The organism is Gemmiger formicilis (genome assembly GCF_016900095.1).
GTDB lineage: Bacteria > Bacillota > Clostridia > Oscillospirales > Ruminococcaceae > Gemmiger > Gemmiger formicilis_A.
In genome coordinates, this window is the sequence record NZ_JACJJP010000003.1 from 41210 (window position 1) to 63940 (window position 22731).

Annotated in this window: 17 protein-coding genes; 10 read left to right on the forward strand and 7 right to left on the reverse strand. The window is 61.1% G+C overall.

The genetic code is table 11. The annotated features are described in order from the left end of the window. Window positions 1-64 precede the first annotated feature (64 nt). Window positions 65-595, reverse strand: a complete 531-nt coding sequence (locus H6B15_RS02065) for a hypothetical protein (RefSeq protein ID WP_204645536.1) — start codon at window positions 593-595, stop codon at window positions 65-67. Between the two features lie 405 nt (window positions 596-1000). On the opposite strand from H6B15_RS02065, the gene purE reads away from it, so the two are divergent. From purE to purB, 10 genes are all read left to right on the forward strand, one after another. Continuing rightward, window positions 1001-1507: a 5-(carboxyamino)imidazole ribonucleotide mutase gene (purE, locus tag H6B15_RS02070; RefSeq protein WP_204645541.1), complete on the forward strand. Its 507-nt coding sequence runs from the start codon at window positions 1001-1003 to the stop codon at window positions 1505-1507. 125 nt (window positions 1508-1632) lie between these two features. Continuing rightward, on the forward strand, window positions 1633-2346 hold the full coding sequence (purC, locus tag H6B15_RS02075) for a phosphoribosylaminoimidazolesuccinocarboxamide synthase (RefSeq protein ID WP_207751466.1): 714 nt from the start codon (window positions 1633-1635) through the stop codon (window positions 2344-2346). A 42-nt stretch (window positions 2347-2388) separates the two neighbouring features. Further along, a complete protein-coding gene (gene purF / locus H6B15_RS02080) occupies window positions 2389-3861 on the forward strand; it encodes an amidophosphoribosyltransferase (RefSeq protein ID WP_204645547.1) in 1473 nt (490 codons plus the stop codon). 20 nt (window positions 3862-3881) lie between these two features. Next, window positions 3882-4922, forward strand: coding sequence for a phosphoribosylformylglycinamidine cyclo-ligase (gene purM / locus H6B15_RS02085; protein ID WP_204645549.1), 1041 nt, complete (start codon window positions 3882-3884; stop codon window positions 4920-4922). After that, entirely contained in the window at window positions 4919-5512 is a 594-nt protein-coding gene (purN, locus tag H6B15_RS02090) for a phosphoribosylglycinamide formyltransferase (protein WP_204645551.1), read from the forward strand. The genes purM and purN overlap by 4 nt, the downstream gene beginning before the upstream one ends. 4 nt (window positions 5513-5516) lie before the next feature. After that, window positions 5517-6254 (forward strand): IMP cyclohydrolase, encoded by a 738-nt coding sequence (locus H6B15_RS02095; RefSeq protein ID WP_204645553.1) that lies wholly within the window; start codon window positions 5517-5519, stop codon window positions 6252-6254. A 2-nt stretch (window positions 6255-6256) separates the two neighbouring features. After that, window positions 6257-7438, forward strand: coding sequence for a phosphoribosylaminoimidazolecarboxamide formyltransferase (locus H6B15_RS02100; protein ID WP_204645554.1), 1182 nt, complete (start codon window positions 6257-6259; stop codon window positions 7436-7438). A gap of 22 nt (window positions 7439-7460) precedes the next feature. After that, a complete protein-coding gene (gene purD / locus H6B15_RS02105) occupies window positions 7461-8753 on the forward strand; it encodes a phosphoribosylamine--glycine ligase (RefSeq protein WP_204645556.1) in 1293 nt (430 codons plus the stop codon). 14 nt (window positions 8754-8767) lie between these two features. Further along, window positions 8768-12454: a phosphoribosylformylglycinamidine synthase gene (locus tag H6B15_RS02110; RefSeq protein WP_204645558.1), complete on the forward strand. Its 3687-nt coding sequence runs from the start codon at window positions 8768-8770 to the stop codon at window positions 12452-12454. Window positions 12455-12490: 36 nt separating this feature from the next. Then, window positions 12491-13924, forward strand: coding sequence for an adenylosuccinate lyase (gene purB / locus H6B15_RS02115; protein WP_204645560.1), 1434 nt, complete (start codon window positions 12491-12493; stop codon window positions 13922-13924). Window positions 13925-14013: 89 nt separating this feature from the next. On the opposite strand, the gene H6B15_RS02120 is transcribed toward purB, so the two are convergent. The 6 genes from H6B15_RS02120 to H6B15_RS02145 form a co-directional block, all read right to left on the reverse strand. Continuing rightward, window positions 14014-15243: a cell division protein FtsQ/DivIB gene (locus H6B15_RS02120; RefSeq protein ID WP_204645561.1), complete on the reverse strand. Its 1230-nt coding sequence runs from the start codon at window positions 15241-15243 to the stop codon at window positions 14014-14016. Window positions 15244-15322: 79 nt separating this feature from the next. Beyond that, on the reverse strand, window positions 15323-16447 hold the full coding sequence (gene murG, locus H6B15_RS02125) for an undecaprenyldiphospho-muramoylpentapeptide beta-N-acetylglucosaminyltransferase (RefSeq protein ID WP_204645562.1): 1125 nt from the start codon (window positions 16445-16447) through the stop codon (window positions 15323-15325). A 42-nt stretch (window positions 16448-16489) separates the two neighbouring features. Then, window positions 16490-17761, reverse strand: coding sequence for an FtsW/RodA/SpoVE family cell cycle protein (locus H6B15_RS02130; protein ID WP_345941911.1), 1272 nt, complete (start codon window positions 17759-17761; stop codon window positions 16490-16492). A gap of 42 nt (window positions 17762-17803) precedes the next feature. Further along, a complete protein-coding gene (gene mraY / locus H6B15_RS02135; RefSeq protein WP_204645563.1) occupies window positions 17804-18817 on the reverse strand; it encodes a phospho-N-acetylmuramoyl-pentapeptide-transferase in 1014 nt (337 codons plus the stop codon). Between the two features lie 32 nt (window positions 18818-18849). Further along, window positions 18850-20220, reverse strand: a complete 1371-nt coding sequence (locus H6B15_RS02140; RefSeq protein ID WP_204645564.1) for a UDP-N-acetylmuramoyl-tripeptide--D-alanyl-D-alanine ligase — start codon at window positions 20218-20220, stop codon at window positions 18850-18852. After that, complete coding sequence (locus H6B15_RS02145; RefSeq protein ID WP_204645566.1) at window positions 20217-22676, reverse strand: peptidoglycan D,D-transpeptidase FtsI family protein; 2460 nt, start codon at window positions 22674-22676, stop codon at window positions 20217-20219. The genes H6B15_RS02140 and H6B15_RS02145 overlap by 4 nt, the downstream gene beginning before the upstream one ends. Window positions 22677-22731 lie beyond the last annotated feature (55 nt).

Sequence of the window (22731 nt, forward strand, 5' to 3'; positions counted from 1 at the left end):
CAAAAAACGCCCGCCGGGTTGGATTTCCCGACGGGCGTTTTCGTTGTAATATACAATCCGCAGATCAGCCCTTGTCCCAGGGCGAGCGGACAATCTCTCCGGAATCAATCTTGGCAAAATCCGGCACTTCGGCACCGGCCTTCACGATGGCACCGGGCGCCACATGTACCGCTGCCCCCAGATGCACATCATGGTCCACGATGGCCCCGGCATTGATCAGGCACCCAGCCCCGGTACGCACGTTGGCCCCCACAAAAGCAAAGGGCAGCACCACCGTGCCCGCCCCCAGATGGGCGGACTCACACACCTCCGCCGCCGGATGGATGAACACCGGCAGCTGATATCCGGCCGCACGCAGTTTTTGCAGAAGTTCCCGGCGAAGGGTGTTATCCCCCACCGCCACAAAGGCCGCCGGGCAGGTCCGGCGCAGTTCCGGGTCCACAAAATCCCGCAGCGTACCGGCACAGTCGGGCGCGTTGTCGTCCAGGTACACCGGGGTGCCCCAGCCTGTATCTGCCAGCATCTCCCCCAGTTCCTTGCCAAAGCCGCCCCGGCCCAACACCAGAACCCGCTTCCGATAGGACAAAATCGACATATCCGTCGCCCCTTTCGTATTTCTTCCGTCAGTATAGCACTTTTGTCAAAAGTGAACAAGACAAAATTCGCGCGGGATAAAGTCATACTTCTTCTTCTTATTGCCCATCAAAATCGACAAAAAGCGCCTTGCAAAAGTCGGCCGGATGTGTAGTTGGCTGAAAAACAATTTTCGTACTTGCAATTTTTCCCATCCGGCTTTACACTAAATTTACAGGATGCCCAACTGTTTGCCGGGCGATTTCAGATAAGGAGGGTGCTCCGTGCCGTATCCGTTGTACAGCAAAAAGTCTATGCATGGGCATCCGTGCAACCAGAAACAGGGCAGCCGTGTATCCCGTAGTAACCAGTAAGCGCAGTGTATATATACGCTGCGCTGTTTTATTTTTTCAGGGAGGTCAAGTATATGGAAAATCGCAAAAAAGTAGCCGTGATCATGGGTTCTGACAGCGACTGGTCGGTGGTCAAGAGCGCATGCAGCGTCCTGAAGGAATTTGACGTTCCGTTTGAAGCTCACATTCTTTCGGCCCACCGCACGCCGGAGGCCGCCGCCGCTTTTGCCAAGAGCGCCCGGGACAACGGGTTCGGCGTGATCATCTGCGCCGCCGGCATGGCCGCTCACCTGGCTGGTGCTTTTGCCGCCAACTCCACCCTGCCCGTCATCGGCATCCCCATGAAGGGCGGCGCCATGGACGGCCTGGATGCCCTGCTGGCCACCGTGCAGATGCCTTCCGGCTTTCCTGTTGCCACCGTGGCCCTGAACGGCGCCAAAAACGCCGCTTACCTGGCCGTGACCATCCTGGCCGTGGCCGATGAGGAACTGGCCGGCAAGCTGGCCGCCTTCCGCGCCGATACCGCCGCCGCCATCGCCAAAAAGGATGCCGCCGTGGCTGCCGAGGCTTCCGCTCTGTAACGCAGTTTTTTGTTGCACCCCCGTACAAAAACAGGTACAATAGAGATGTGGGATCTGCGCGCGGTACATTGCCGCACGCCCAAATATACAACCGTAATTACATAAAACAAAAGGAGAGTTTTATCATGGATATCAAGGTTCTGGATCAGATGTACGAAGGCAAGGCCAAGCAGGTTTTCGCTACCAGCGACCCCGACATCGTTATGGTGCACTACAAGGATGACGCCACTGCCGGCGACGGCGAGAAGAAGGGCACCATCCGGGACAAGGGCATCGTCAACAACAAGCTGTCCAACGCCCTGATGCAGAAGCTGGAAAAAGAGGGCGTGCCCACCCATTATGTGGAGGAAATCAACGACCGTGACACCTTTGTGAAGAAGGTTCAGATCGTTCCGCTGGAAGTCATCATCCGCAACGTTGCCGCCGGCCACTTCAGCCTGCGCATGGGCGTGCCCGAAGGCACCCCGTTCAAGACCCCCATTCTGGAATTCAGCTACAAGAACGACGATCTGCATGACCCGTTCATCAACCATTACTACGCCCTGGCTCTGGATCTGGCCACCCAGGAAGAGATCGACACCATCACCCGTTACGCTTTCAAGGTCAACGACGTGCTGAAGAAGATCCTGCTGGACGCCAACATCCGTCTGATCGACTTCAAGCTGGAATTCGGCCGCCTGCCCGACGGCACCATCATCCTGGCCGACGAGATCAGCCCCGACACCTGCCGTTTCTGGGATGCCACCACCGGCGCTCATCTGGACAAGGACCTGTTCCGCCGCGATATGGGCGGCGAGGCCGACGCTTACCAGGAAGTCATGAAGCGTCTGCTGGGCTGAGATGCCCTTTTGCCCCTTTTGCATGAAGAACGGAGTTTTGTAATGAGCGAATTTAGCCTTGACAATACCGGCCTGCATGAAGAATGCGGCGTGTTCGGCATCTATGATTCCACCGGCCGCACCGACATGGTCAGCGCGGTGTACAGTGCCCTGTATGCCCTGCAGCACCGCGGTCAGGAAAGCTGCGGCATCGCCCTGAACGTGGACGGCGTGCTGACCGGCCACCGGGACCTGGGCCTGGTGAGCGAAGTGTTCACCAAGCGGGTGCTGGAAGACCTGCCCCATGACGCCAAGATGGCCACCGGCCATGTGCGGTATGCCACTTCCGGCCAGCGCAGCCGTTCCAACGCCCAGCCCATGATCCTGCACCATTGCAAGGGCGCCATGGCTGTGTGCCACAACGGCAACCTGACCAACGCCGCCCGGCTGCGCCATCGCCTGGAAATGAGCGGTTCCATCTTCCACGGCACCTCGGACACCGAGGTCATCGCCTATCTGCTGACCCAGAACCGCCTGATCTCCCCCGACATCGAAACCGCCGTCTGCCGTACCATGGAGCAGATTGAAGGCGCGTACAGCCTGGTCATCATGACCCACACCAAGCTCATCGCCGCCCGGGACCCCCACGGGTTCCGCCCCCTGTGCATCGGTGCTCTGCCCGACGGTTCCGGCTATGCCTTTGCTTCCGAATCCTGCGCGCTGGACGCCGTGGGCGCCACCATGCTGCGGGACGTGGACCCCGGCGAGATCGTGGTGGCCGACCGCAACGGTCTGCGCAGCATCCGCACCCACTGCAACAGTGCGCCCCACACCCTGTGTGTGTTCGAGTACATCTATTTTGCCCGTCCCGACTCAGTCATTGAGGGCACCTGCGTCCACGAGGCCCGGCTGCAGGCCGGCCGGTTTCTGGCCCAGGAACACCCGGTGGAAGCCGATGTGGTCATCGGTGCACCGGACTCCGGCCTGGATGCCGCCCTGGGGTATGCCCAGGAAAGCGGCATTCCCTACGGCGTGGGCTTCATCAAGAACAAGTATGTGGGCCGCACCTTCATTCAGGGCAGTCAGGCCCAGCGGGAGAGCAGTGTGCGCATCAAGCTGAATGCCATCTCCTCCACCGTGGCCGGCAAGCGCGTGGTGCTGGTGGATGACTCCATCGTCCGCGGCACCACCAGCGCCCGTACCATCAAGCTGCTGCGGGATGCCGGTGCCAAGGAAGTGCACTACCGCATCTCTGCCCCGCCCTTTGCTCACCCGTGCTATTTCGGCACCGATATTCCGGACGAAAAGCTGCTGATTGCCACCGGTCACACGGTGGAGGAGATCAACAAGATGGTGGGTTCGGATACTCTGGGCTATCTGAGCATCGAACATGTGCAGCAGCTGGCCCCCAAGAGCAAATGCGGCTACTGCGTGGGCTGCTTTACCGGTGAATACCCGGTGGACCCGCCCAAGGAACCCATGAACATTGTGTATGACCGGCCGCTGAGCCAGTCCAACACCAACAAAAAGCTGTGACGGAAAAGGAGTCAACGACCATGGAGAAAAGCTATTCTGAAAGCTATGCCGCCGCCGGTGTGGATATTACCGCCGGTTACGAGGCCGTGCGCCTGATGAAGCAGTATGTGGCCCGCACCATGAACGACCACTGCATCGGCGGTCTGGGCGGTTTCGGCGGCCTGTTTGAGCTGGACTGCACCGACATGCCCCATCCGGTGCTGATCTCCGGCACCGACGGCGTTGGCACCAAACTGCGCATCGCCCAGCTGATGAACCGCCACGACACCATCGGCATCGACTGCGTGGCCATGTGCGTCAACGATGTCATCTGCGCCGGCGCCAAGCCGCTGGTGTTCCTGGATTACATTGCCTGCGGCAAGAATGTGCCCGAGCGCATTGCCGAGATTGTCAAGGGCGTGGCCGAAGGCTGCGTACAGGCCGGCTGCTCCCTGGTGGGCGGCGAAACGGCCGAACATCCCGGCGTTATGGCAGAGGATGATTACGATCTGGCCGGCTTTACCGTGGGCGCTGTGGACAAGAGCAAGATTCTGGACAACTCCACCATGCAGGCCGGTGATGTGATCATCGCCCTGCCTTCCACCGGTGTGCATTCCAACGGGTTTTCTCTGGTGCGCAAGATTTTTGACATCGAGAACCATCCCGAAGTGCTGCAGAAGCACTACGATGAGCTGGGCTGCACCCTGGGCGAGGCCCTGCTGGCTCCCACCAAGATCTACGTCAAGCCGGTGCTGGCCGTGATGAAGGAACTCACCGTGAAGGGTGTTTCCCACATTACCGGCGGCGGCTTCTATGAGAACATCCCCCGCAGCCTGAAGGCCGGCTGCTGCGCCCGCATTGCCAAGGCGGACGTGCGCACCCCTGCCCTCTTCGATCTGCTGGCCAAGACCGGCAACATTCCCGAGCATGACATGTTCAACACCTTCAACATGGGCGTGGGCATGGTGCTGATTGTGGCCGCCGAGGACGCGGACAAGGCTATCGAGATTCTGAAGGCCAACGGCCAGGATGCCTACCGTCTGGGCGTGATTGCCGAAGGCGACGGGGTGGAACTGGTATGAAAAACGTTGCGGTATTGGTATCGGGCGGCGGCACCAACCTGCAGGCCATCCTGGACAGCGAGCACCGGGGTGAGAACCCCAACGGCCGCGTGACCCTGGTGGTGGCCAGCAAGCCGGGCGTCTACGCCCTGACCCGGGCCGAGAACGCCGGCGTCAAGACCGCCGTGGTGGCCCGCAAGGAGTACGCCGACAGCGCTGCCTTCGATGCGGCCCTGCTGGCTGTGCTGAAAGAAAACAAGATCGACGTGGTGGTACTGGCCGGATTTTTGAGCGTGCTGGGCCCCAGCGTCATCGCCGCCTATCCCCGGCGCATCCTGAACGTTCATCCCAGCCTGATTCCCAGCTTCTGCGGACCGGGCTTCTATGGACTGCGGGTACATGAGGCCGCCCTGGCCCGGGGTGTCAAGGTGACCGGCGCCACGGTACATTTCGTGAACGAGGAATGCGACGGCGGGCCCATCCTGCTGCAGAAGGCCGTGGCCGTGCAGCCGGACGATACCCCCGAAACTTTGCAGAAGCGGGTCATGGTGGAGGCCGAATGGCAGCTGCTGCCCCGCGCTCTGGCCATGGTTTGCAACGACGAGGTGTAATGCGATGAAAAAGAATCTGTACAAGTATCTGGCCGGCAATGAATATCCGGGCCGCGGCATCTGCCTGGGTCTTTCCTCCGACGGGTCCAAGGCCATGGTGGCTTACTGGATCATGGGCCGCAGCGCCAACAGCCGCAACCGCGTGTTTGAGGCCCTGCCCGAGCGCGGCGGCATCCGCACCGTGGCGGCAGACCCCGCCAAGATGGAGGATCCCCACCTGATCATCTACAACCCGGTGCTGACCCTGGGCACCACCACCATCGTGACCAACGGCGACCAGACCGACACCATCTTCAACTTCATGAAGGACGGTCTGTTCCCGGGCTACAGCTTCGAGGCGGCCCTGGCCACCCGCACCTTTGAGGATGACGCCCCCAACTTCACCCCCCGCATTTCCGGTGTGGTGGACATGAAACAGGGCGGCTACAAGCTGAGCATCCTGAAAAGCTGCGATGGCAACGATGCCAGCGTACAGCGCCAGACCTTCGATTATCCCCAGCCGGTGGCGGGAGAAGGTCATCTGATCACCACCTACCAGAAAAACGGCAGCCCTATCCCCAGCTTTGCGGGTGAGCCCCTGCGGGTAGGCGTGGATGAGAGCGACCCCAACGAATTTGCCGGCAAACTGTGGGAAGCCCTGAACACCGACAACAAGGTGAGCCTGTTTGTGCGGGCCATCACCCTGGCCACCGGCGATTATGAGGATGTTATTCTGAACAAATACAACACTGTGGAGGGTTGAGCATGAACGAATTCCAGTTGAAGTACGGCACCAATCCCAACCAGAAACCCGCCCGCATCTTTATGGCAGACGGCAGCGAACTGCCGGTGACCATCCTGAACGGCCGCCCCGGTTACATCAACTTTCTGGATGCTCTGAACAGCTACCAGCTGGTCAAGGACCTGAAAAAGGCCCTGGGCCTGCCCGCAGCTGCCAGCTTCAAGCACGTATCCCCCGCCGGCGCCGCCCTGGGCCTGCCCCTGGACGACACCCTGCGGCGGATGTACCACATCGACGCTGACATGGAGCTGTCTCCCCTGGCCTGCGCTTACGCCCGCGCCCGCGGCGCCGACCGCATGTCCAGCTTCGGCGACTGGATTGCCCTGTCCGACGTGTGCGACCTGGCCACCGCCAAGCTCATCAAGCATGAGGTCTCCGACGGCATCATTGCCCCGGGTTATGACGACGACGCCCTGGAAGTGCTGAAGAGCAAGAAGAAGGGCAACTACAACATCGTGGCCATCGACCCCGACTATGTGCCCGCGCCCCTGGAGCGCCGCACCGTCTACGGCGTGACCTTTGAACAGGGCCGGCAGGATCTGGAAATCAACGCCGACACCATGCTGACCAACATCGTAACCAAGGCCAAGGACCTGACCGAGGACCAGAAGCGGGACCTGGTGATGAGCCTGATCGTTTTGAAGTACACCCAGTCCAACAGCGTCTGCTATGTGCAGGGCGGCCAGACCATCGGCGTAGGCGCCGGCCAGCAGAGCCGCATCCACTGCACCCGTCTGGCAGGCCAGAAGGCCGATAACTGGCAGCTGCGTCACATGCCCAAGGTGCTGGATCTGCCCTTCCGGGAGGACATCTCCAAGCCCAACCGGGACAACGCCATCGACGTCTACATCGGCGACACGCCGGAAGATGTGATCGGTGATGACGTGTGGGCCGAGACCTTTACCGAGCAGCCCGCCCCCCTGACCGCCGAGGAAAAGAAAGCCTGGCTGTCTCAGGTGCACGGTGTCTGCCTGGGCAGCGACGCCTTCTTCCCCTTCGGCGACAATATTGAGCGCGCCCGCCGCAGCGGCGTGGACGCCATTGTGCAGCCCGGCGGTTCCATCCGTGACCAGCAGGTCATCGACACCTGCGACAAGTACGGCATCGTGATGGCCTTCTGCGGCATCCGCCTGTTCCACCACTGATATACGCAAAGGAGTTTTTGCGATGAAGATTTTAGTCGTTGGCGGCGGCGGACGTGAACACGCCATCATCCGCGCGCTGAAAAAGAGCCCCCAGTGCACCGAGATCTGGTGCGCCCCGGGCAACGGCGGCATCGCTTATGACGCCATCTGCAAGGACATCAAGGCCACCGACGTGGACGCCATGGTCGCCTTTGCCAAAGAGGAAGGCTTTGACTATGCCGTGGTGGCCCAGGATGATCCCCTGGCCCTGGGTATGGTGGATGCGCTGGCCAAGGTGGGCATTCCCGCCTTCGGTCCCAATGCTGCCGCCGCCCGCATTGAGGCCAGCAAGGTCTTCAGCAAGAATCTGATGAAGAAATACGGCATTCCCACCGCCGACTATGAGACCTTCGACAATGCCGACACTGCCATGGACTACATTCGCGGCCGTGGCAAGTATCCGGTGGTCATCAAGGCCGACGGGCTGGCCCTTGGCAAGGGCGTGCTGATCTGCCAGGATGAGGCCGAGGCCGAAGCCGGCCTGAAGGAAATCATGCTGGACAAAAAGTTCGGCGCTTCCGGCAACCATGTGGTGGTGGAAGAGTTCCTCACCGGCCCCGAAGTGAGTGTGCTGTCCTTCTGCGACGGCAAGACCGTCATTCCCATGGTTTCCAGCATGGACCACAAGCGCGCTCTGGACCACGACGAAGGTCTGAACACCGGCGGCATGGGCACTGTGGCCCCCAACCCTTACTACACTCCCGAGGTGGCCGCCGAGTGCATGTTGACCATCTTTGCCCCCACCGTGGCCGCCATGCAGGCCGAGGGCTGTCCCTTCAAAGGCTGCCTGTACTTCGGCCTGATGCTGACCCCCGACGGGCCAAAGGTCATTGAGTACAACTGCCGTTTCGGCGATCCCGAAGCCCAGGTGGTGTTGCCTTTGCTGCAAAGTGATCTGCTGACCGTGATGCAGGCCACCACCAACGGCACCCTGGACAAGACCGAAGTCAAGTTCTCTGACGGCGCGGCCGCCTGTGTGATCCTGGCTTCCGGCGGGTATCCCCTGGCTTACGAAAAGGGCAAGGAGATCACCGGCCTGACCGAAGGCCAGCTGCCCGGCGCCGACGATGTGACCGTCTACCATGCCGGCACCGCCCGCAAGGGGGACGCCCTGGTCACCTCCGGCGGTCGTGTGCTGGGTGTGACCGCCACCGCTCCCGATCTGGCCACCGCCCTGAAAAAGGCGTATGCAGCCGCAGAGCAGATTCATTTTGACGGCGTGCACAAGCGCAGTGACATCGGCGCCCGTGCCATGGCCGCCCTGAACTGCCGTTAAGGAGGAAAGAACAAATGGTTTACCGCATTTATGTGGAGAAAAAGCCCGGCTTTGACGGCGAGGCTCAGGGTCTTTACCATGAGCTGACCGAACTGCTGGGTATCTCCACCCTGAAAAGCCTGCGCCTTCTGAACCGCTACGACGTGGAGGGCATCGACCGCGACCTGTTCGAGAAGGCCGTGCCCACCGTGTTCAGCGAACCCCCGGTGGATGTGACCTACGACAAGCTGCCCGAGGGCGGCACCATCTTTGCGGTGGAGTATCTGCCCGGTCAGTTTGACCAGCGGGCGGATTCCGCCTCCCAGTGCATCCAGCTGCTGAGCCAGGGCGAACGTCCCGACGTGCGCAGCGCCCGGGTGTACATTCTGGAAGGCGATCTGTCCGAGGAGGACCTGGCTGCCATCAAGAAGTATGTCATCAACCCGGTGGAAGCCCGGGAAGCCAGCCTGGAAGAACGCCAGACCCTGAAGATGGAGTTTGCCGTGCCTTCCGCCGTGGAGACCCTGACCGGCTTCATCGGCATGGACGACGATGCGCTGGAAGCCTTTCGTCAGGAGAAGGGTCTGGCCATGGACCACGCCGACATCGTGTTCTGCCAGAACTATTTCCGCAGCGAAGACCGCGACCCCACCATCACCGAAATCCGGGTGATTGATACCTACTGGAGCGACCACTGCCGTCACACCACCTTCGGCACCATTCTGGACAATGTGACCATCGATGACGAGATCGTCAAGGCGGCCTTTGACCGCTACATGGCCCTGCGGGAGGAAACCGGCCGCAACGCCAAAAACCGCACCCTGATGGACTGCGCCACCATCGGCGCCAAGGCCCTGAAGCAGCGCGGCATCCTGAAGAATCTGGACGAGAGCGAAGAAATCAACGCCTGCACCGTCAAGATCAAGTGTGATGTGGACGGCGAACAGCAGGACTGGCTGTTCTTGTTCAAGAACGAAACCCACAACCACCCCACCGAGATCGAGCCTTTCGGCGGCGCAGCCACCTGCATCGGCGGCGCCATCCGCGATCCCCTGTCCGGCCGCAGCTATGTCTATCAGGCCATGCGCGTGACCGGCGCCGGCGATCCGCTGAAGCCTGTCTCCGAGACCATGCCCGGTAAGCTGCCCCAGCGCAAGCTGGTGACCACCGCTGCCCAGGGCTATTCCAGCTACGGCAACCAGATCGGTCTGGCCACCGGCCAGGTGGATGAGCTGTATCATCCCGGTTATGTGGCCAAGCGCATGGAGATTGGTGCCGTGGTGGGCGCCACCCCCGCCAGCCATGTGCGCCGGGAAGAGCCCGCCCCCGGGGATGTGATCATCCTGCTGGGCGGCCGCACCGGCCGTGACGGCATTGGCGGCGCCACCGGTTCCAGCAAGGCCCACAAGCTGTCCAGCCTGGAAACCTGCGGTGCTGAGGTGCAGAAGGGCAATGCCCCCATCGAGCGCAAACTCCAGCGCCTGTTCCGCCGCGAGGATGCCTGCCGCATGATCAAGCGCTGCAACGACTTCGGCGCCGGCGGCGTCTCGGTGGCCATCGGCGAACTGGCCGACGGCCTGCACATCGATCTGAACAAGGTCACCAAGAAGTACGAGGGTCTGGACGGCACCGAGCTGGCCATCAGCGAGAGCCAGGAGCGCATGGCCGTGGCTGTGGCCCCCGAGGATGCCGACCGCTTCATTGCCCTAGCCAACGAAGAAAACCTGGAAGCCACCGTGGTGGCCACCGTCACCGAGGAAAAGCGGATGGTGGAGGAGTGGAACGGCACCCCCATTGTCAACCTGTCCCGGGAGTTCCTGAACTCCAACGGTGCCGAGCGCCACGCCGACGCCCACATTGAGGCCGGCAAGACCTGGAAGCCGAAATGGCCCGGCAACACTGTGGCCGAAAAGATGGAAGCCCTGGTCAGTGACCTGAACGTCTGCAGCAAGAAGGGTCTGGGTGAACGTTTTGACTCTACCATCGGCGCGGCCACCGTGCTGATGCCCTACGGCGGCAAGTACCAGCTGACCCCGGCCATGGCCATGGCGGCCAAACTGCCGGTGGACGGCGAAACCACCACCTGTTCCGGTATGGCTTGGGGCTTCAACCCCTACCTGACCGAAGCCGACCCCTACCGCGGCGCCTACATGGCCGTGGTGGAAAGCGTGACCAAGCTGGTCTGCGCCGGTTTCCATCATGAAGACATGTACCTGACCTTCCAGGAATACTTTGAGCACCTGGGCACCCAGCCGGAACGCTGGGGCAAGCCTCTGGCCGCTCTGCTGGGCGCTCTGGACGCTCAGATGGGTCTGGGCATCGCATCTATCGGCGGCAAGGACAGCATGTCCGGCAGCTTCGAGGGCCTGGACGTGCCCCCCACGCTGGTCAGCTTCGCCACCGCCGTGGGCAACACCAAGGATGTGTTGAGCCCCGAATTCAAGAAGGCCAACAGCTCTGTGGTCATCCTGAAACCCCAGTACAAGGACGGTCTGCCCGAGGTCAACAGCTTGCTTTCCATCTACAAGATTGTGGAGCAGATGATCGACGAAGGCAAGGTCCTGGCTGCGGCCACCCCGGGCTTTGGCGGCATCGGCGAAGCCCTGTTCAAGATGTGCGTGGGCAACCATGTGGGGCTGAAGCTGAGCAAGGCCATCCGCCCCGAGCGGCTGTTTGAGCCCTGCTACGGCGCCGTGATTCTGGAACTGCTGGATGCCACCGCCGGCGAATTCCTGGGCTTCACCACCGTGGATTACACCATGTGCGTGGACGACGAGGAACTGGATCTGGCCCATCTGCAGGAACTGTGGGAGCGCAAGCTGGAGCCGGTCTTCCCCTACCGCCGTGCCGGCGAGGAGGTCAAGGCCCTGGAATACCACTGCAATCCCTTCCAGCGCGTGGCTCCGGCCGTTCGGCTGGCCACACCGCGGGTCATTATTCCCGTCTTCCCGGGCACCAACTGCGAGTACGACACCGCACGGGCCTTCCGCCGCGCCGGCGGTGACCCCCATGTGCTGGTGCTGAAGAACCTGACCCCCGCCGATGTGGCCGAGAGCTGCGAAGCCCTGGTCAAGGAGATCGACGCGGCCCAGATTCTGATGCTGCCGGGTGGTTTCTCCGGCGGCGACGAACCCGACGGTTCCGCCAAGTTCATTGCCGCGTTCTTCCGCGCTCCGGCCGTGGCCGACGCGGTGAACCGCCTGCTGAACGAGCGCGACGGTCTGGCCCTGGGCATCTGCAACGGTTTCCAAGCACTGATCAAGCTGGGCCTTGTTCCCTATGGCGAGATCCGGCCCATCACCAAGGACGACCCGACCCTGACCTTCAACACCGTGCACCGTCACCAGAGCATGCTGGTGCGCACCCGCGTAGCCTCCAACAAGAGCCCGTGGCTGTCCGAGTGCGACGTGAACGACGAACACCTGATTGCCATCAGCCACGGCGAAGGCCGGTTTGTGTGCAGCGATGAACTGCTGCAGCAGCTGATTGCCAACGGTCAGGTGGCCACCCAGTACGTGGATCTGAACTGCGTGCCCACCATGGACCAGCGCTACAACCCCAACGGCAGTGTGCTGGCCATCGAAGGCATCACCAGCCCGGACGGCCGTGTGTTCGGCAAGATGGGTCACAGCGAACGCAGCGCCGACCAGCTGTACAAGAATGTGGGCGGCGACAAGTATCAGCCCATCTTTGAGGGCGGCGTGAACTACTTCAAGCTGTGATGCACCCCACCCCCGACAGATAAGGAGAATCTTTCAATGGCACATGATCGTTATATCTCGCCCTTCTCCACCCGGTATGCTTCGGACGAGATGCAGTATATTTTTTCCGATGACAACAAGTTCCGCACCTGGCGCCGCCTGTGGATTGCCCTGGCCAAGGCCGAGCAGAAGCAGGGTCTGGACATCACCGATGAACAGATTGCCGAGCTGGAAGCCCACAAGGACGACATCAACTACGAGGAAGCCGCCGCACGGGAAAAGCTGGTTCGCCATGACGTGATGAGCCACGTCTATGCTTACGGCCTGCAGTGCCCCCATGCCAAGGGCATCATCCATCTGGGCGCCACCAGCTGCTATGTGGGTGACAACACCGACGTCATCATCATGCGGCAGGGCCTGGAACTGGTGCGCAAAAAGATCATCGGCACCCTGGCCAATCTGGCCAAGTTTGCCGACGAGTACAAGGACATGCCCTGCCTGGCCTACACCCACTGCCAGCCCGCTCAGCTGACCACCGTGGGCAAGCGTGCCACGCTGTGGATGAACGAGCTGTACATGGACCTGAACGAGATTGAGCACCAGGCTTCCGAGTTGGCGCTGCGCGGCGTGAAGGGTACCACCGGCACCCAGGCCAGCTTTATGGAGCTGTTCGGCGGCGATTCCGCCAAGGTCAAGGCTGTGGAAGCCGACGTCTGCGCCCAGATGGGCTTTGACAAGGTTGTTCCGGTCTGCGGCCAGACCTACAGCCGCAAGGTGGACTACAATGTGCTGTCCGCCCTGGCTGGTCTTGCCCAGAGCGCCATGAAGATGGCCACCGACATCCGTCTGCTGGCCAACTTCAAGGAGATGGAAGAACCCTTTGAAAAGAACCAGATCGGTTCTTCCGCCATGCCTTACAAGCGCAACCCCATGCGCTGCGAGCGCATCTGCGCCTTGTCCCGCTACCTGATGATCGACGTGCTGAACCCCGCCGTGACCGCCGGCACCCAGTGGTTTGAACGCACCCTGGACGACAGTGCCAACAAGCGCATCGCCATGGCCGAGGGCTTCCTGGCCGCCGACGCCATCCTGAACATTCTGCTGAACGTTTCGGACGGTCTGGTGGTGTATCCCAAGGTCATCCGCAGCCGCGTGATGGCGGAACTGCCCTTCATGGCCAGTGAGAACATCATGATGAAGGCCGTGAAGAAGGGCGGCGACCGTCAGGAACTGCACGAGCGTCTGCGCGAACACGCCGTGGCCGCTGCCGCTGTGGTCAAGCAGGAAGGCAAGCCCAACGACATGATTGCCCGTGTGGAAGCCGACCCGGCCTTCGGCCTGTCCCGTGAAGAGATCGAAGCGGAACTGACCCCGGAAGCCTTCACCGGCCGCGCTCCCGAACAGGTGGAAGAATACCTGAACGAATACATCCGTCCCCTGCTGGCCACCAACCCCGACGCCCTAGGCCAGAAAGCGGAACTGAGCGTGTAATCCGCTCAAACGTGTAGCATTAAAAAAATCCCCCGCAGCTTTCCGTACAGGAAATGCTGCGGGGGATTTTTGTCTGTGCTGTCTGTGAATCAGCCTTCCGGCGCCGGGGTTGCTTCCGGGGCCGGGGTGGGCTCGGCGGCATCTCCGCCTTCCGTGCTGTCCCCTGTCTCCGCTTGTGCTTCGGGGGTAGGCGCCGGAGTGGGGGTGCTGGTATCGCTGTTGAAGGTAGCTTCGATGTTGCCGTCCTCCATCTGTCGGCTCACATCCAGGGTGCCACGGTCGGAAGCGGTCAGGCCCGTCCCGTCCTTGTCCAGAATCAGGTTGGCCGCAAACCGAACCTTGTAATCCAGGTTGTTTCCGGTACCCAGCGTGACCGAAACGCGGCCCTGGTAAAGGAAATTCAACTCGGTAAGGTCAGACATATCAATGATGGAGATGCCGTCCAGCAGGCCATTGGTATCCAGTTCCTGCATAAGTTGCTCCAGGGTATCCTGGGCGGAGATATGGCTGGTTTCGGCGGTGGCCTGGTCCTGGTTCTGGGCCTGCAGCACCAAGAAACTGCCCGGTGTGGTGGCCTGGCCCTGGGGCAGGTCCGCTTCCAGCCAGATGAGGTTTTCCGGCTGGCTGTCACTGGTGCGCAGCACCTTGAGATGGTCGCTGAGAACCAGCCACTGGCCGTTGTACTCCAGCATAAAGCGCTCGGTGGCAGGCTGTACCTTCACCACCACCGTGCCCGGCATCTGGGTGCCCACTTCGGCCACATCCAGATAGGGCAGGCTGTTGAGCAGAATCTGGGACTTTTCTTTGGCGGAGAACCCGAACAAGTTATCCCCTTCCGCAATTCCCAACAGATCAATGATCTGGTCTTCCGAGTAAATGCCGGTGTTGGCCGGGGTGGAACCGTCGGTGTTTTCGATGCGGAAATCGGTAACCTTGAACAACAGGTTGATGGAAAGCACAATGCCTCCGATGAGCGCTGCCAGCACCACCAGCATGCCCAGAATGGCGCGATGCCGGCGTCGGCGCAGCTGTTCCGCATGGGTCACACGTCGCGGCGGACGACGGTTGGGGTTGGGGCGGTATGCCGCCTTCTGGGGATTCTGCGGAGCTTGCGGACGGCGCTGGGCATTGTTGGGCGCGGGCCTTGAACGCCCGGCGGTGTTGGCCTGGCGCTGGGATCCCGGCTGCTGGGCCGGGCGTTGTGCCGGAGTTTGCTTGGTCAGCCCCAGGCGGCTTTTCATGCTGCGGGGCGGCTGGCGGCGGTTGGGCGGCGGGGTCGCGGCGGCTTTTTGCCGGCGGTTGCGCTGGTTGCGGTCCATCCGCGGCCTCCTTTCTCTATGGTGGAATCAATCGGTCTGTACGCGGAAAACGCCCCGCGCAGGGTGGGGCGTTCAGTGCTCAGCGGCCCGTCTTGACCAAGGCGAGCAGCCGTTCGGTAATCATATCCAGACTGCGGGGCTGGGCCAGCGTACGGGCCTGCTGCCCCATCTTTGCCAGTCTGCCGGGGGTGGCCAGCAGGCCTTCCACGGTTTCAATCAGCTTTTCCGAGGTCAGGTCCTTCTCCTCAATGACCACGGCCGCGCCGGCATTTTGCAGTTCCAGAGCATTGTAATACTGGTGATTTTCGGCCACATTGGGGCTGGGCACCAGGATAGACGCCCGGCCCATGGCTTCCAGTTCCGCCAGGGTCAGGGCACCGGACCGGGAAATCACCAGGTCTGCCGCCGCCAACAGTTCCGGCATGTTGTTGATATATTCCTTGACCACCAGATCGGGGCCGGGGGTGAAGCCTTCCTGGACAGCCAGGTCCTTGAACAGCTGGACCCCGCGGCTGCCGGTGGCGTGCAGATGCAGAATATTCTGGTGAGTCTTCTGTTCCCAACCGCACAGAGCCCCCACCACTTCGTTGATCCGGCGGGCGCCCAGGCTGCCGCCGAAGCTGAGAATCACCGTGCGGTCCCCCGCTCCGATGGCGGCGCGGGCGGCGGCCCGATCCTGGGTGAGAATTTCGGGGCGGACAGGGTTGCCCACCACCAGGGTCTTATCCGGGGCGCCCAGTTTTTCCACCGCAGCGGCGCTGGCTGCAAAGACCACATCCACATCCTTGGCCAACAGTTTGTTGGTCACGCCGGGAAAAGCATTCTGTTCATGAATGGCTGTTTTGATGCCCTTTTTGGCCGCAGCCCGGACCACCGGTCCGCTGACATACCCGCCGCAGCCAATAACCAGGTCCGGCTGTACTTCCCGCAGGATGACCGCGGTGCGCGGCCCGGACAAGGCCAGGTGATAGATGGCCTGGAAGTTGCGGGCAATGTTTTTGGGGGTCAGACGGCGCTGGAAACCGTTGATTTCGATATGATGGAAAGGATATCCGGCAGCGGTGACAAGGCCGTATTCCATACCTTCCCGCCGCCCCGCAAAATGGATTTCGGCGGTGGGATCAGCCTTTTTCAGCGCACCGGCAATGGCCAACGCAGGGTTGATATGTCCGGCTGTTCCGCCGGCAGCAATCAAAACACGCATGATGGTTCCTCTCTTTCCCTCAATACCCAGGCAACGACGGGATCAGCCGCTGACATTTTCCCGCCGACGATACAGTTTTCGTGTGGGTTCTCCCCCGTGCAGGCGTTTCATCAGCTCTTCCTGGCTGCGCTGGCGCTGGGCCATGATATGCGCATTGCCTGCCCGTGAAACGCTGAGCACCACGCCCATTTCGCAGAGCAGCAACAGCAGACTGGTGCCGCCGGAAGAGAAGAAAGGCAGACTGATACCGGTGTTGGGCAAAGTGGCGGTCACCACACCGATATGACAGAACACCTGCCAGGCCACCTGGGCCATAATGCCGATGGACAACATACTGCCGAAATAGTCGGGAGAGCGCAGGGCAATCAGGATTCCCTGCACCAGCAGGGCTGCAAACAGACCGATGCAAAGCACCGCGCCGATGAAGCCCAGCTCCTCGCACACCACCGAGAAGATAAAGTCGTTGGTAGCCTCGGGCAGCCACAGTTGTTTCTGCCGGCTGTTGCCGATGCCCAATCCGGTCAGGCCGCCCGATGCAATGGAGTAAAGACTCTGTGTGGTCTGGTATCCCAGGTCCACGTCGCTTTCGGCAAACAGTCCCCAGGCACCCAGGCGCTCGTTGGCAACGTTGTTGCCTTTGGCGGTCAGCATCAGGAACAGACCGCCGCCCGCCACGCCGGCCATGACAGGCATCCAGCGCAGGGCACAGCCGCCGCAGAGCAGCATGGTACCCACGATCATACAGATCAGCAGGATGGCCGAGTTGTGGGGTTCCATACGCAGCAGCACCACAATGGGCAATACCGGCGCCACCGGAATAATCATCCCGTGCAGCAGACTTTTGCGCTGTTCATAGTATTTGTCGGTATACATGGCAATGCCCAGAATCACCGCAAACTTGGCGATCTCCGACGGCTGCAGGGTGGTGCCGAACAGGGTGACCCACCGGTGCACGCCGTTGTACTCTTGACTGAACAGCGCCCACACCAGCAGGATCATCAGGATCACATACATGTGCCAGTACAGATGCCGCAGGGAGTGGTAGTCGATGTTGGAGATCAGGAACATGAGTACCACGCCCACCACAGCCAGAATTGCCTGCGGGGCTATGTAATGGTAGATATCATCGAAGCGGTAGTAGGCGGTCACATAGCTGGAAGAAAACAGCATGATGAGGCCGTAGCACAAAACCAGCATCAAGGTTCCCACGAACCCCCACGAGACAGGGCCCCGTTCCTCCTTGCGGAAAGCGGCGTCACGGAAAAATCGAATCAGGTTGCCAAGGGCAAGGTCAAGAAAACGTGCGGCTGTCACGGGCAGGTCCCTCCTTTCCTGCAAAGGGAGCGGTGCAGGATGTTACGCAAGATAAATGTACAAAAGGCCCAGCGCCACACCCATCACGGCAATCAGGCTGAAGAAGGCATCGATGCGGGCCTCTTTCCAGCCGCGCATCTCAAAGGCGTGGTGGATCGGGGTCATGCGGAAGATGCGCTTGCCATGGGTGGCCTTGAAGTAAACGCGCTGGATCACAACGGTCATGGCATCCCAGATAAAGACAATGCCAAAGAAAAATACCAGTTCGGGACGGCCCATCACAAAGGCCAGGGCCGTGACCATGCCGCCCAGGAACATGCTGCCGGTATCCCCCATGAACACCTTGGCGGGATAGAAGTTCCACACCAGGAAGCCGGCACAGGCGGCCGCCGTGGCGGTGGACAGCACCGCCACATGGTAGAAGCCAAGCATGCTGGCAGCCAGAAGGTACCCCAGCATGGACACGAAGGTCACGCAGGAGCACAGGCCGTCCAGGCCGTCGGTGAGGTTGACGGCATTCACCAGGAAGATGATGCCGAAAAATGCGATGGGATAATAGAAGATGCCCAGATCCACAGCCCCGACAGCGGGCACCATGATGATGGTGGTCATGAGCCCCAGGCTGTTCAGGCCGGCCATGAAGGCTCCGGTGACAATAAACTGCATGACCAGTTTCTGCCAGGCCAGCAGGCCCAGGTTGCGGTGGCGAACCACCTTGATGAAGTCATCCAGAAATCCGATGAGACCGGAGCCGAAAGCCAGGAACAGCACCAGCAGGCCGGCCTGCACCTGCTGCGGTGCCACCAGGTCCGGTGCGCGGGAGGAAAGCCCCGCATACACCAGGCCGCCTGCCAGCAGAATGCCCAGAATGAAGCACAGGCCTCCCATAGTGGGCGTGCCCTGCTTTTTATTGTGCCAGGTGGGTCCGTCCTCCCGGATGGTTTGGCCAAAATGCAGACGGCGCAACGCCGGGATCAGGAAAAAGCCCGAAACAACAGTGACGCAAAACGCCGCGATGGCCGCGGCGATCAGCATCCAGGACACGATCATCCCCATATGGTAATTCCCCCAAAGATCAGGTTGTAGTCTTATGCTTGGTCGGGAAGAATCGCGTACAGGGTGTGCAGCATCTCTTCAAACTGCATGGCGTGGCTGGCCTTGGCCAGGACCACATCCCCGGGGCGCAGATTCAACCTTAGATATTCTACTACTTCCTGTGTATTTTGGCAATGCAATGTTGTTACTTTTTGGGACGCAGCTTCGGCCATGGCAGTGCTGTTGGGCCCCACAGCCAGCAGGATATCGGCCACTTCTGCGGCCCATTCTCCGGTCTGGCGATGGGCCTGCTCCGAAGCGGACCCCAGTTCCAGCATATCCCCCAGCACCGCAATACGGCGCCCCTCCGGGCCGGGAACCTGACGGTTCAGAATATCCAGCGCAGCGCGCATGCTGTCCGGGCTGGCGTTATAGCAATCCTCGATGAAAGTCACCCCGCCGTGGTGCACAATGTTCTGCCGCATGCCGGTAGTCCGGTAGTTGGAAAGGGCCGCGGCAGCCCGGGCCGCATCCAGGCCCAGGCGGGTGGCAGCGGCGTAGGCGGCCAGGGCATCGCTGACGGTGTGCAGCCCCTGGGTGGGAATGTGCACAGGGAATTCGCCATACTCCGCATCCCGCAGAGTAAAGTCGGTGCCGTCGGCCACATCCCGGATATCCAGGGCGCAGACATCGGCATCGGTCCCCTGCCGGCTGAACCAGACCGGCCGCAGCCGGGCCGGCAAAGCCGCCCCGCGCAGCATCTCATCGTCCCCGTTGAGCACCAGCGGGGCGCCGTCCGGCAGTCCCTGGCAGATTTCCAGCTTTGCCTTCAGTATATTCTCGCGGCTGCCGAGATTTTCCAGGTGGGACACCCCGATCATGGTGATGATGCCGGCGGAAGGGCGGGCCGTGCGGGTCAGGCGGGCGATCTCTCCCAAGGCGCTCATGCCCATTTCCACCACGGCGTACTCGGTGGCGTCCTCCAGGCGGAACAGGGTGTTGGGCAGACCGATCTCATTGTTCTGGTTGCCCTCGGTCTTTAAGGTGTTGCCGAAAGCCGACAGCACCGCATAGCAGAATTCCTTGGTGGTGGTTTTGCCCACCGAACCGGTGACCCCGATCATCAGAGGGCTGAACAGGGTGCGGTAGTTGGAAGCCATGCGCAGCATGGCCATGTGGCTGGACGGGGTGATGACCAGATGGTCTTCGGGCACACCCTCCACCGGGTGGTTGGCGATGATATATTCGGCGCCCGCTTTGTAAGCCGCCGCGGCATAGTCGTGCCCGTCCACCCGTGCACCGGGAAAACAGACAAAGACGCAGCCAGGCTGCACCTTGCGGCTATCGGTGACAACGGCGGTGATGTCCACCGGCCGGGCCAGGGTCAGCCCGGCCAGCAGTTCGTTGGCATGGATTGGTTTCATTCGGTTCCCTCCTCAGTGTCCGTCTGGTCTGTGGCATCGGTATTCTGTGTATCTGTATCGGTTGTGGTTACAGTGTCGGAAGATGTGCCGTCGCCCTCGGTCTGGATGGTCACCACGGTGCCGTACTCCGCGCTGGACGCGGCCGCCACATCCTGGGAAACCACCTTGCCGTTGGCATCCCCCACCAGCTTCACGTTCAGGTTGGCGGATTTGAGCATCTGCTTGGCAAAAGATCCCGTCTTGCCGGTCACATCCGGCACGGTGGTCCGGCTGCCGGTGGTGGTATCGGTGTAGAAGTACACGGTGGAGCCCGCCGGGACCGACGTACCCGAATACGGATACTGGTAAACGATGTCGGTGCCGGAACCGATGAGCTGATGCCCCAGCCCCAGCTTGTTCAGGTTGGCCTGGGCCAACGACCAGCGGGAACCCACAGCGTTGGGCACTTTGACACTTTCCGGTTCCACGTAATCGGCATCCCGCTCAATACCAAGATACGGGGCGATCTCGCTGATGATGTTGCCCACCATGGGCGCCACGATCTCGGAGGCAAAGTCCTGAATCCAGCGGGGGTCGTCCAGCACCGCAAAGACCAGGATTTCGGGGTCGTCGGCGGGCAGCATGGCGGCAAAGCTGATCTGCTTGTGGTAGTCGCCGTCGGAACGCTCGGTGCGGTCCAGCTGTTCGGCCGTGCCGGATTTGCCGCCGATGGAGTACCCGGCCACGTACACGTTGCGGCAGGAATACCCATCCTGGCCGCCGCCCACGTCGTTTTCCATCATGGCGCAGAGCTGTTTGCTCACATCCTCGGAAATAACCTGGCGGCGGATATTGGGCTGGGTCTGGCTGACCACATTGCCGGAATCGTCGGTCATGCTGTCCACCACGTAGGGGGTAATCAGATACCCGCCATTGACCACGGCGGAAACGGCAGTGGCCATCTGGATGGCGGTGAGCTTCTGGGTCTGGCCGAAAGCGGTGGAGTACAGGTCGGTGGTGGTCTGTTCCATATCTGCCTGGGTCTTGGAAATGCCCTTGGATTCGGCAGGCAGATCGATGCCGGTGACTTCATCCAGGCCGAACGCCTGGTAATAGTTGTAGAAAAATTCCGGGGTCATGAGCTCGGCCACCTGAATGAAATAGAGGTTGCAGCTCTTTTCCAGGGCGCCGGCCATATCCAGCGGGCCGTGGATGCTGTCGTTGGCGCAGCGGTAGGTGTGTTCCCACTGGGTACCCGCGTTGACGGTCAGTTTGCCGTTGCAGTAAAAGACCTGACTGGCGTCCATCAGGCCGGAATCCAGAGCCGAGGCCGCCGTGATCAGCTTGAAAACCGAACCCGGGTAATACAGCTCGGTCACACTCTTATTCTTCCACTGGGCTTCCCGGATATAACCCTGCAGGGTGGAATACTCATCCGAGCCGAGAATGCCGTCCTCCACAATGGAGGCCACATTGTCTTCACCCAGGCGGGACTGCAGCAGGTCGATTTCCTCGGCGGTCAGAGTGCCGTCATCCAGCACAGCGGCCATTTCCGGGTCGGCGATGGTGTAGGGGTCGTTGGGGTCAAATTGGCTCATGGTGGCCATGGACAGGATGGCGCCGGTGTTCACGTCCATGACAATGACGGTACCGCGGTTCTTGACGCTGTATTCCTTCAGAGCCTGGCCCAGGTACTTTTCCACCACCGACTGCACATTATCATCGATGGTCAGGTGCAGGTCGTAGCCGTTGATGGGCTCGTACACCTCCCCTTCGTCATCGGAGGTATAGCCCCAGGCGTTCTGGCTGGTGATGCGCCGTCCCGGCGTGCCGGCCAGTTCTTCCTCGTAGGACTTTTCCAGGCCGTAGATACCCACACCGTCGGCGTTGGTGAAGCCCAGCACCGAGGACAGGAAAGATCCGTAGGGGTAGCTGCGGGTGGAGGTCTGCTCGGTGTACAGTTTGAGGACCGTGCTCCAGTCCTCTTCCGGGTCGCCGTCGTTCAGCGGGCGCTTGGTGTTGGCGTATTCCAGGATCGCGTCCTTGGTGGGCAAATCCACGCCTTTGGCCAGAACCTTATACTGACTGTCCCGGTCGCTGAGCTTTTCCAGAATGCTTTCGGAAGTGACACTGCCGCCCAGCAGGTTGGAGATATCCTGGGCAGCCTGGGCAATGTATTTTTCATCACAGCGGGAAGGATCGGCAATAATGTTCCACACGGTGGTGCTCTTGGCCAGGACCTTGCCGGTGGACGTGTAGATTGTGCCGCGGGCTGCGGGGATTTCTTCGTCCGATAGCTGCTGTTCCGCCGCGCCCACCCGGTATTTTTCGGGGTCGCGCAGCTGCAAGGCATACAGCTGGTAGATCAGAAGTCCCATACCGAAGATGATGAACACCGCCACCAGCAGCAAAGTGCGCACACGCAGCGCATTGTTGATGGGATGTTGGTCGTTCTGCCTGTTGCGATTGTTCTGCATGCTTGTTGTCCTTCCGTTCCATGCGGGGTCATAAAAAGGCAAAAAGCGTGCCCCG

Excerpts from the sequence above, each read along its gene's own strand:
- H6B15_RS02065 (WP_204645536.1), bottom strand. The coding sequence starts at position 595 with ATGTCGATTTTGTCCTATCGGAAGCGGGTTCTGGTGTTGGGCCGGGGC.
- purE (WP_204645541.1), top strand. The coding sequence starts at position 1,001 with ATGGAAAATCGCAAAAAAGTAGCCGTGATCATGGGTTCTGACAGCGAC.
- purC (WP_207751466.1), top strand. The coding sequence starts at position 1,633 with ATGGATATCAAGGTTCTGGATCAGATGTACGAAGGCAAGGCCAAGCAG.
- purF (WP_204645547.1), top strand. The coding sequence starts at position 2,389 with ATGAGCGAATTTAGCCTTGACAATACCGGCCTGCATGAAGAATGCGGC.
- purM (WP_204645549.1), top strand. The coding sequence starts at position 3,882 with ATGGAGAAAAGCTATTCTGAAAGCTATGCCGCCGCCGGTGTGGATATT.
- purN (WP_204645551.1), top strand. The coding sequence starts at position 4,919 with ATGAAAAACGTTGCGGTATTGGTATCGGGCGGCGGCACCAACCTGCAG.
- H6B15_RS02095 (WP_204645553.1), top strand. The coding sequence starts at position 5,517 with ATGAAAAAGAATCTGTACAAGTATCTGGCCGGCAATGAATATCCGGGC.
- H6B15_RS02100 (WP_204645554.1), top strand. The coding sequence starts at position 6,257 with ATGAACGAATTCCAGTTGAAGTACGGCACCAATCCCAACCAGAAACCC.
- purD (WP_204645556.1), top strand. The coding sequence starts at position 7,461 with ATGAAGATTTTAGTCGTTGGCGGCGGCGGACGTGAACACGCCATCATC.
- H6B15_RS02110 (WP_204645558.1), top strand. The coding sequence starts at position 8,768 with ATGGTTTACCGCATTTATGTGGAGAAAAAGCCCGGCTTTGACGGCGAG.
- purB (WP_204645560.1), top strand. The coding sequence starts at position 12,491 with ATGGCACATGATCGTTATATCTCGCCCTTCTCCACCCGGTATGCTTCG.
- H6B15_RS02120 (WP_204645561.1), bottom strand. The coding sequence starts at position 15,243 with ATGGACCGCAACCAGCGCAACCGCCGGCAAAAAGCCGCCGCGACCCCG.
- murG (WP_204645562.1), bottom strand. The coding sequence starts at position 16,447 with ATGCGTGTTTTGATTGCTGCCGGCGGAACAGCCGGACATATCAACCCT.
- mraY (WP_204645563.1), bottom strand. The coding sequence starts at position 18,817 with ATGGGGATGATCGTGTCCTGGATGCTGATCGCCGCGGCCATCGCGGCG.
- H6B15_RS02140 (WP_204645564.1), bottom strand. The coding sequence starts at position 20,220 with ATGAAACCAATCCATGCCAACGAACTGCTGGCCGGGCTGACCCTGGCC.
- H6B15_RS02145 (WP_204645566.1), bottom strand. The coding sequence starts at position 22,676 with ATGCAGAACAATCGCAACAGGCAGAACGACCAACATCCCATCAACAAT.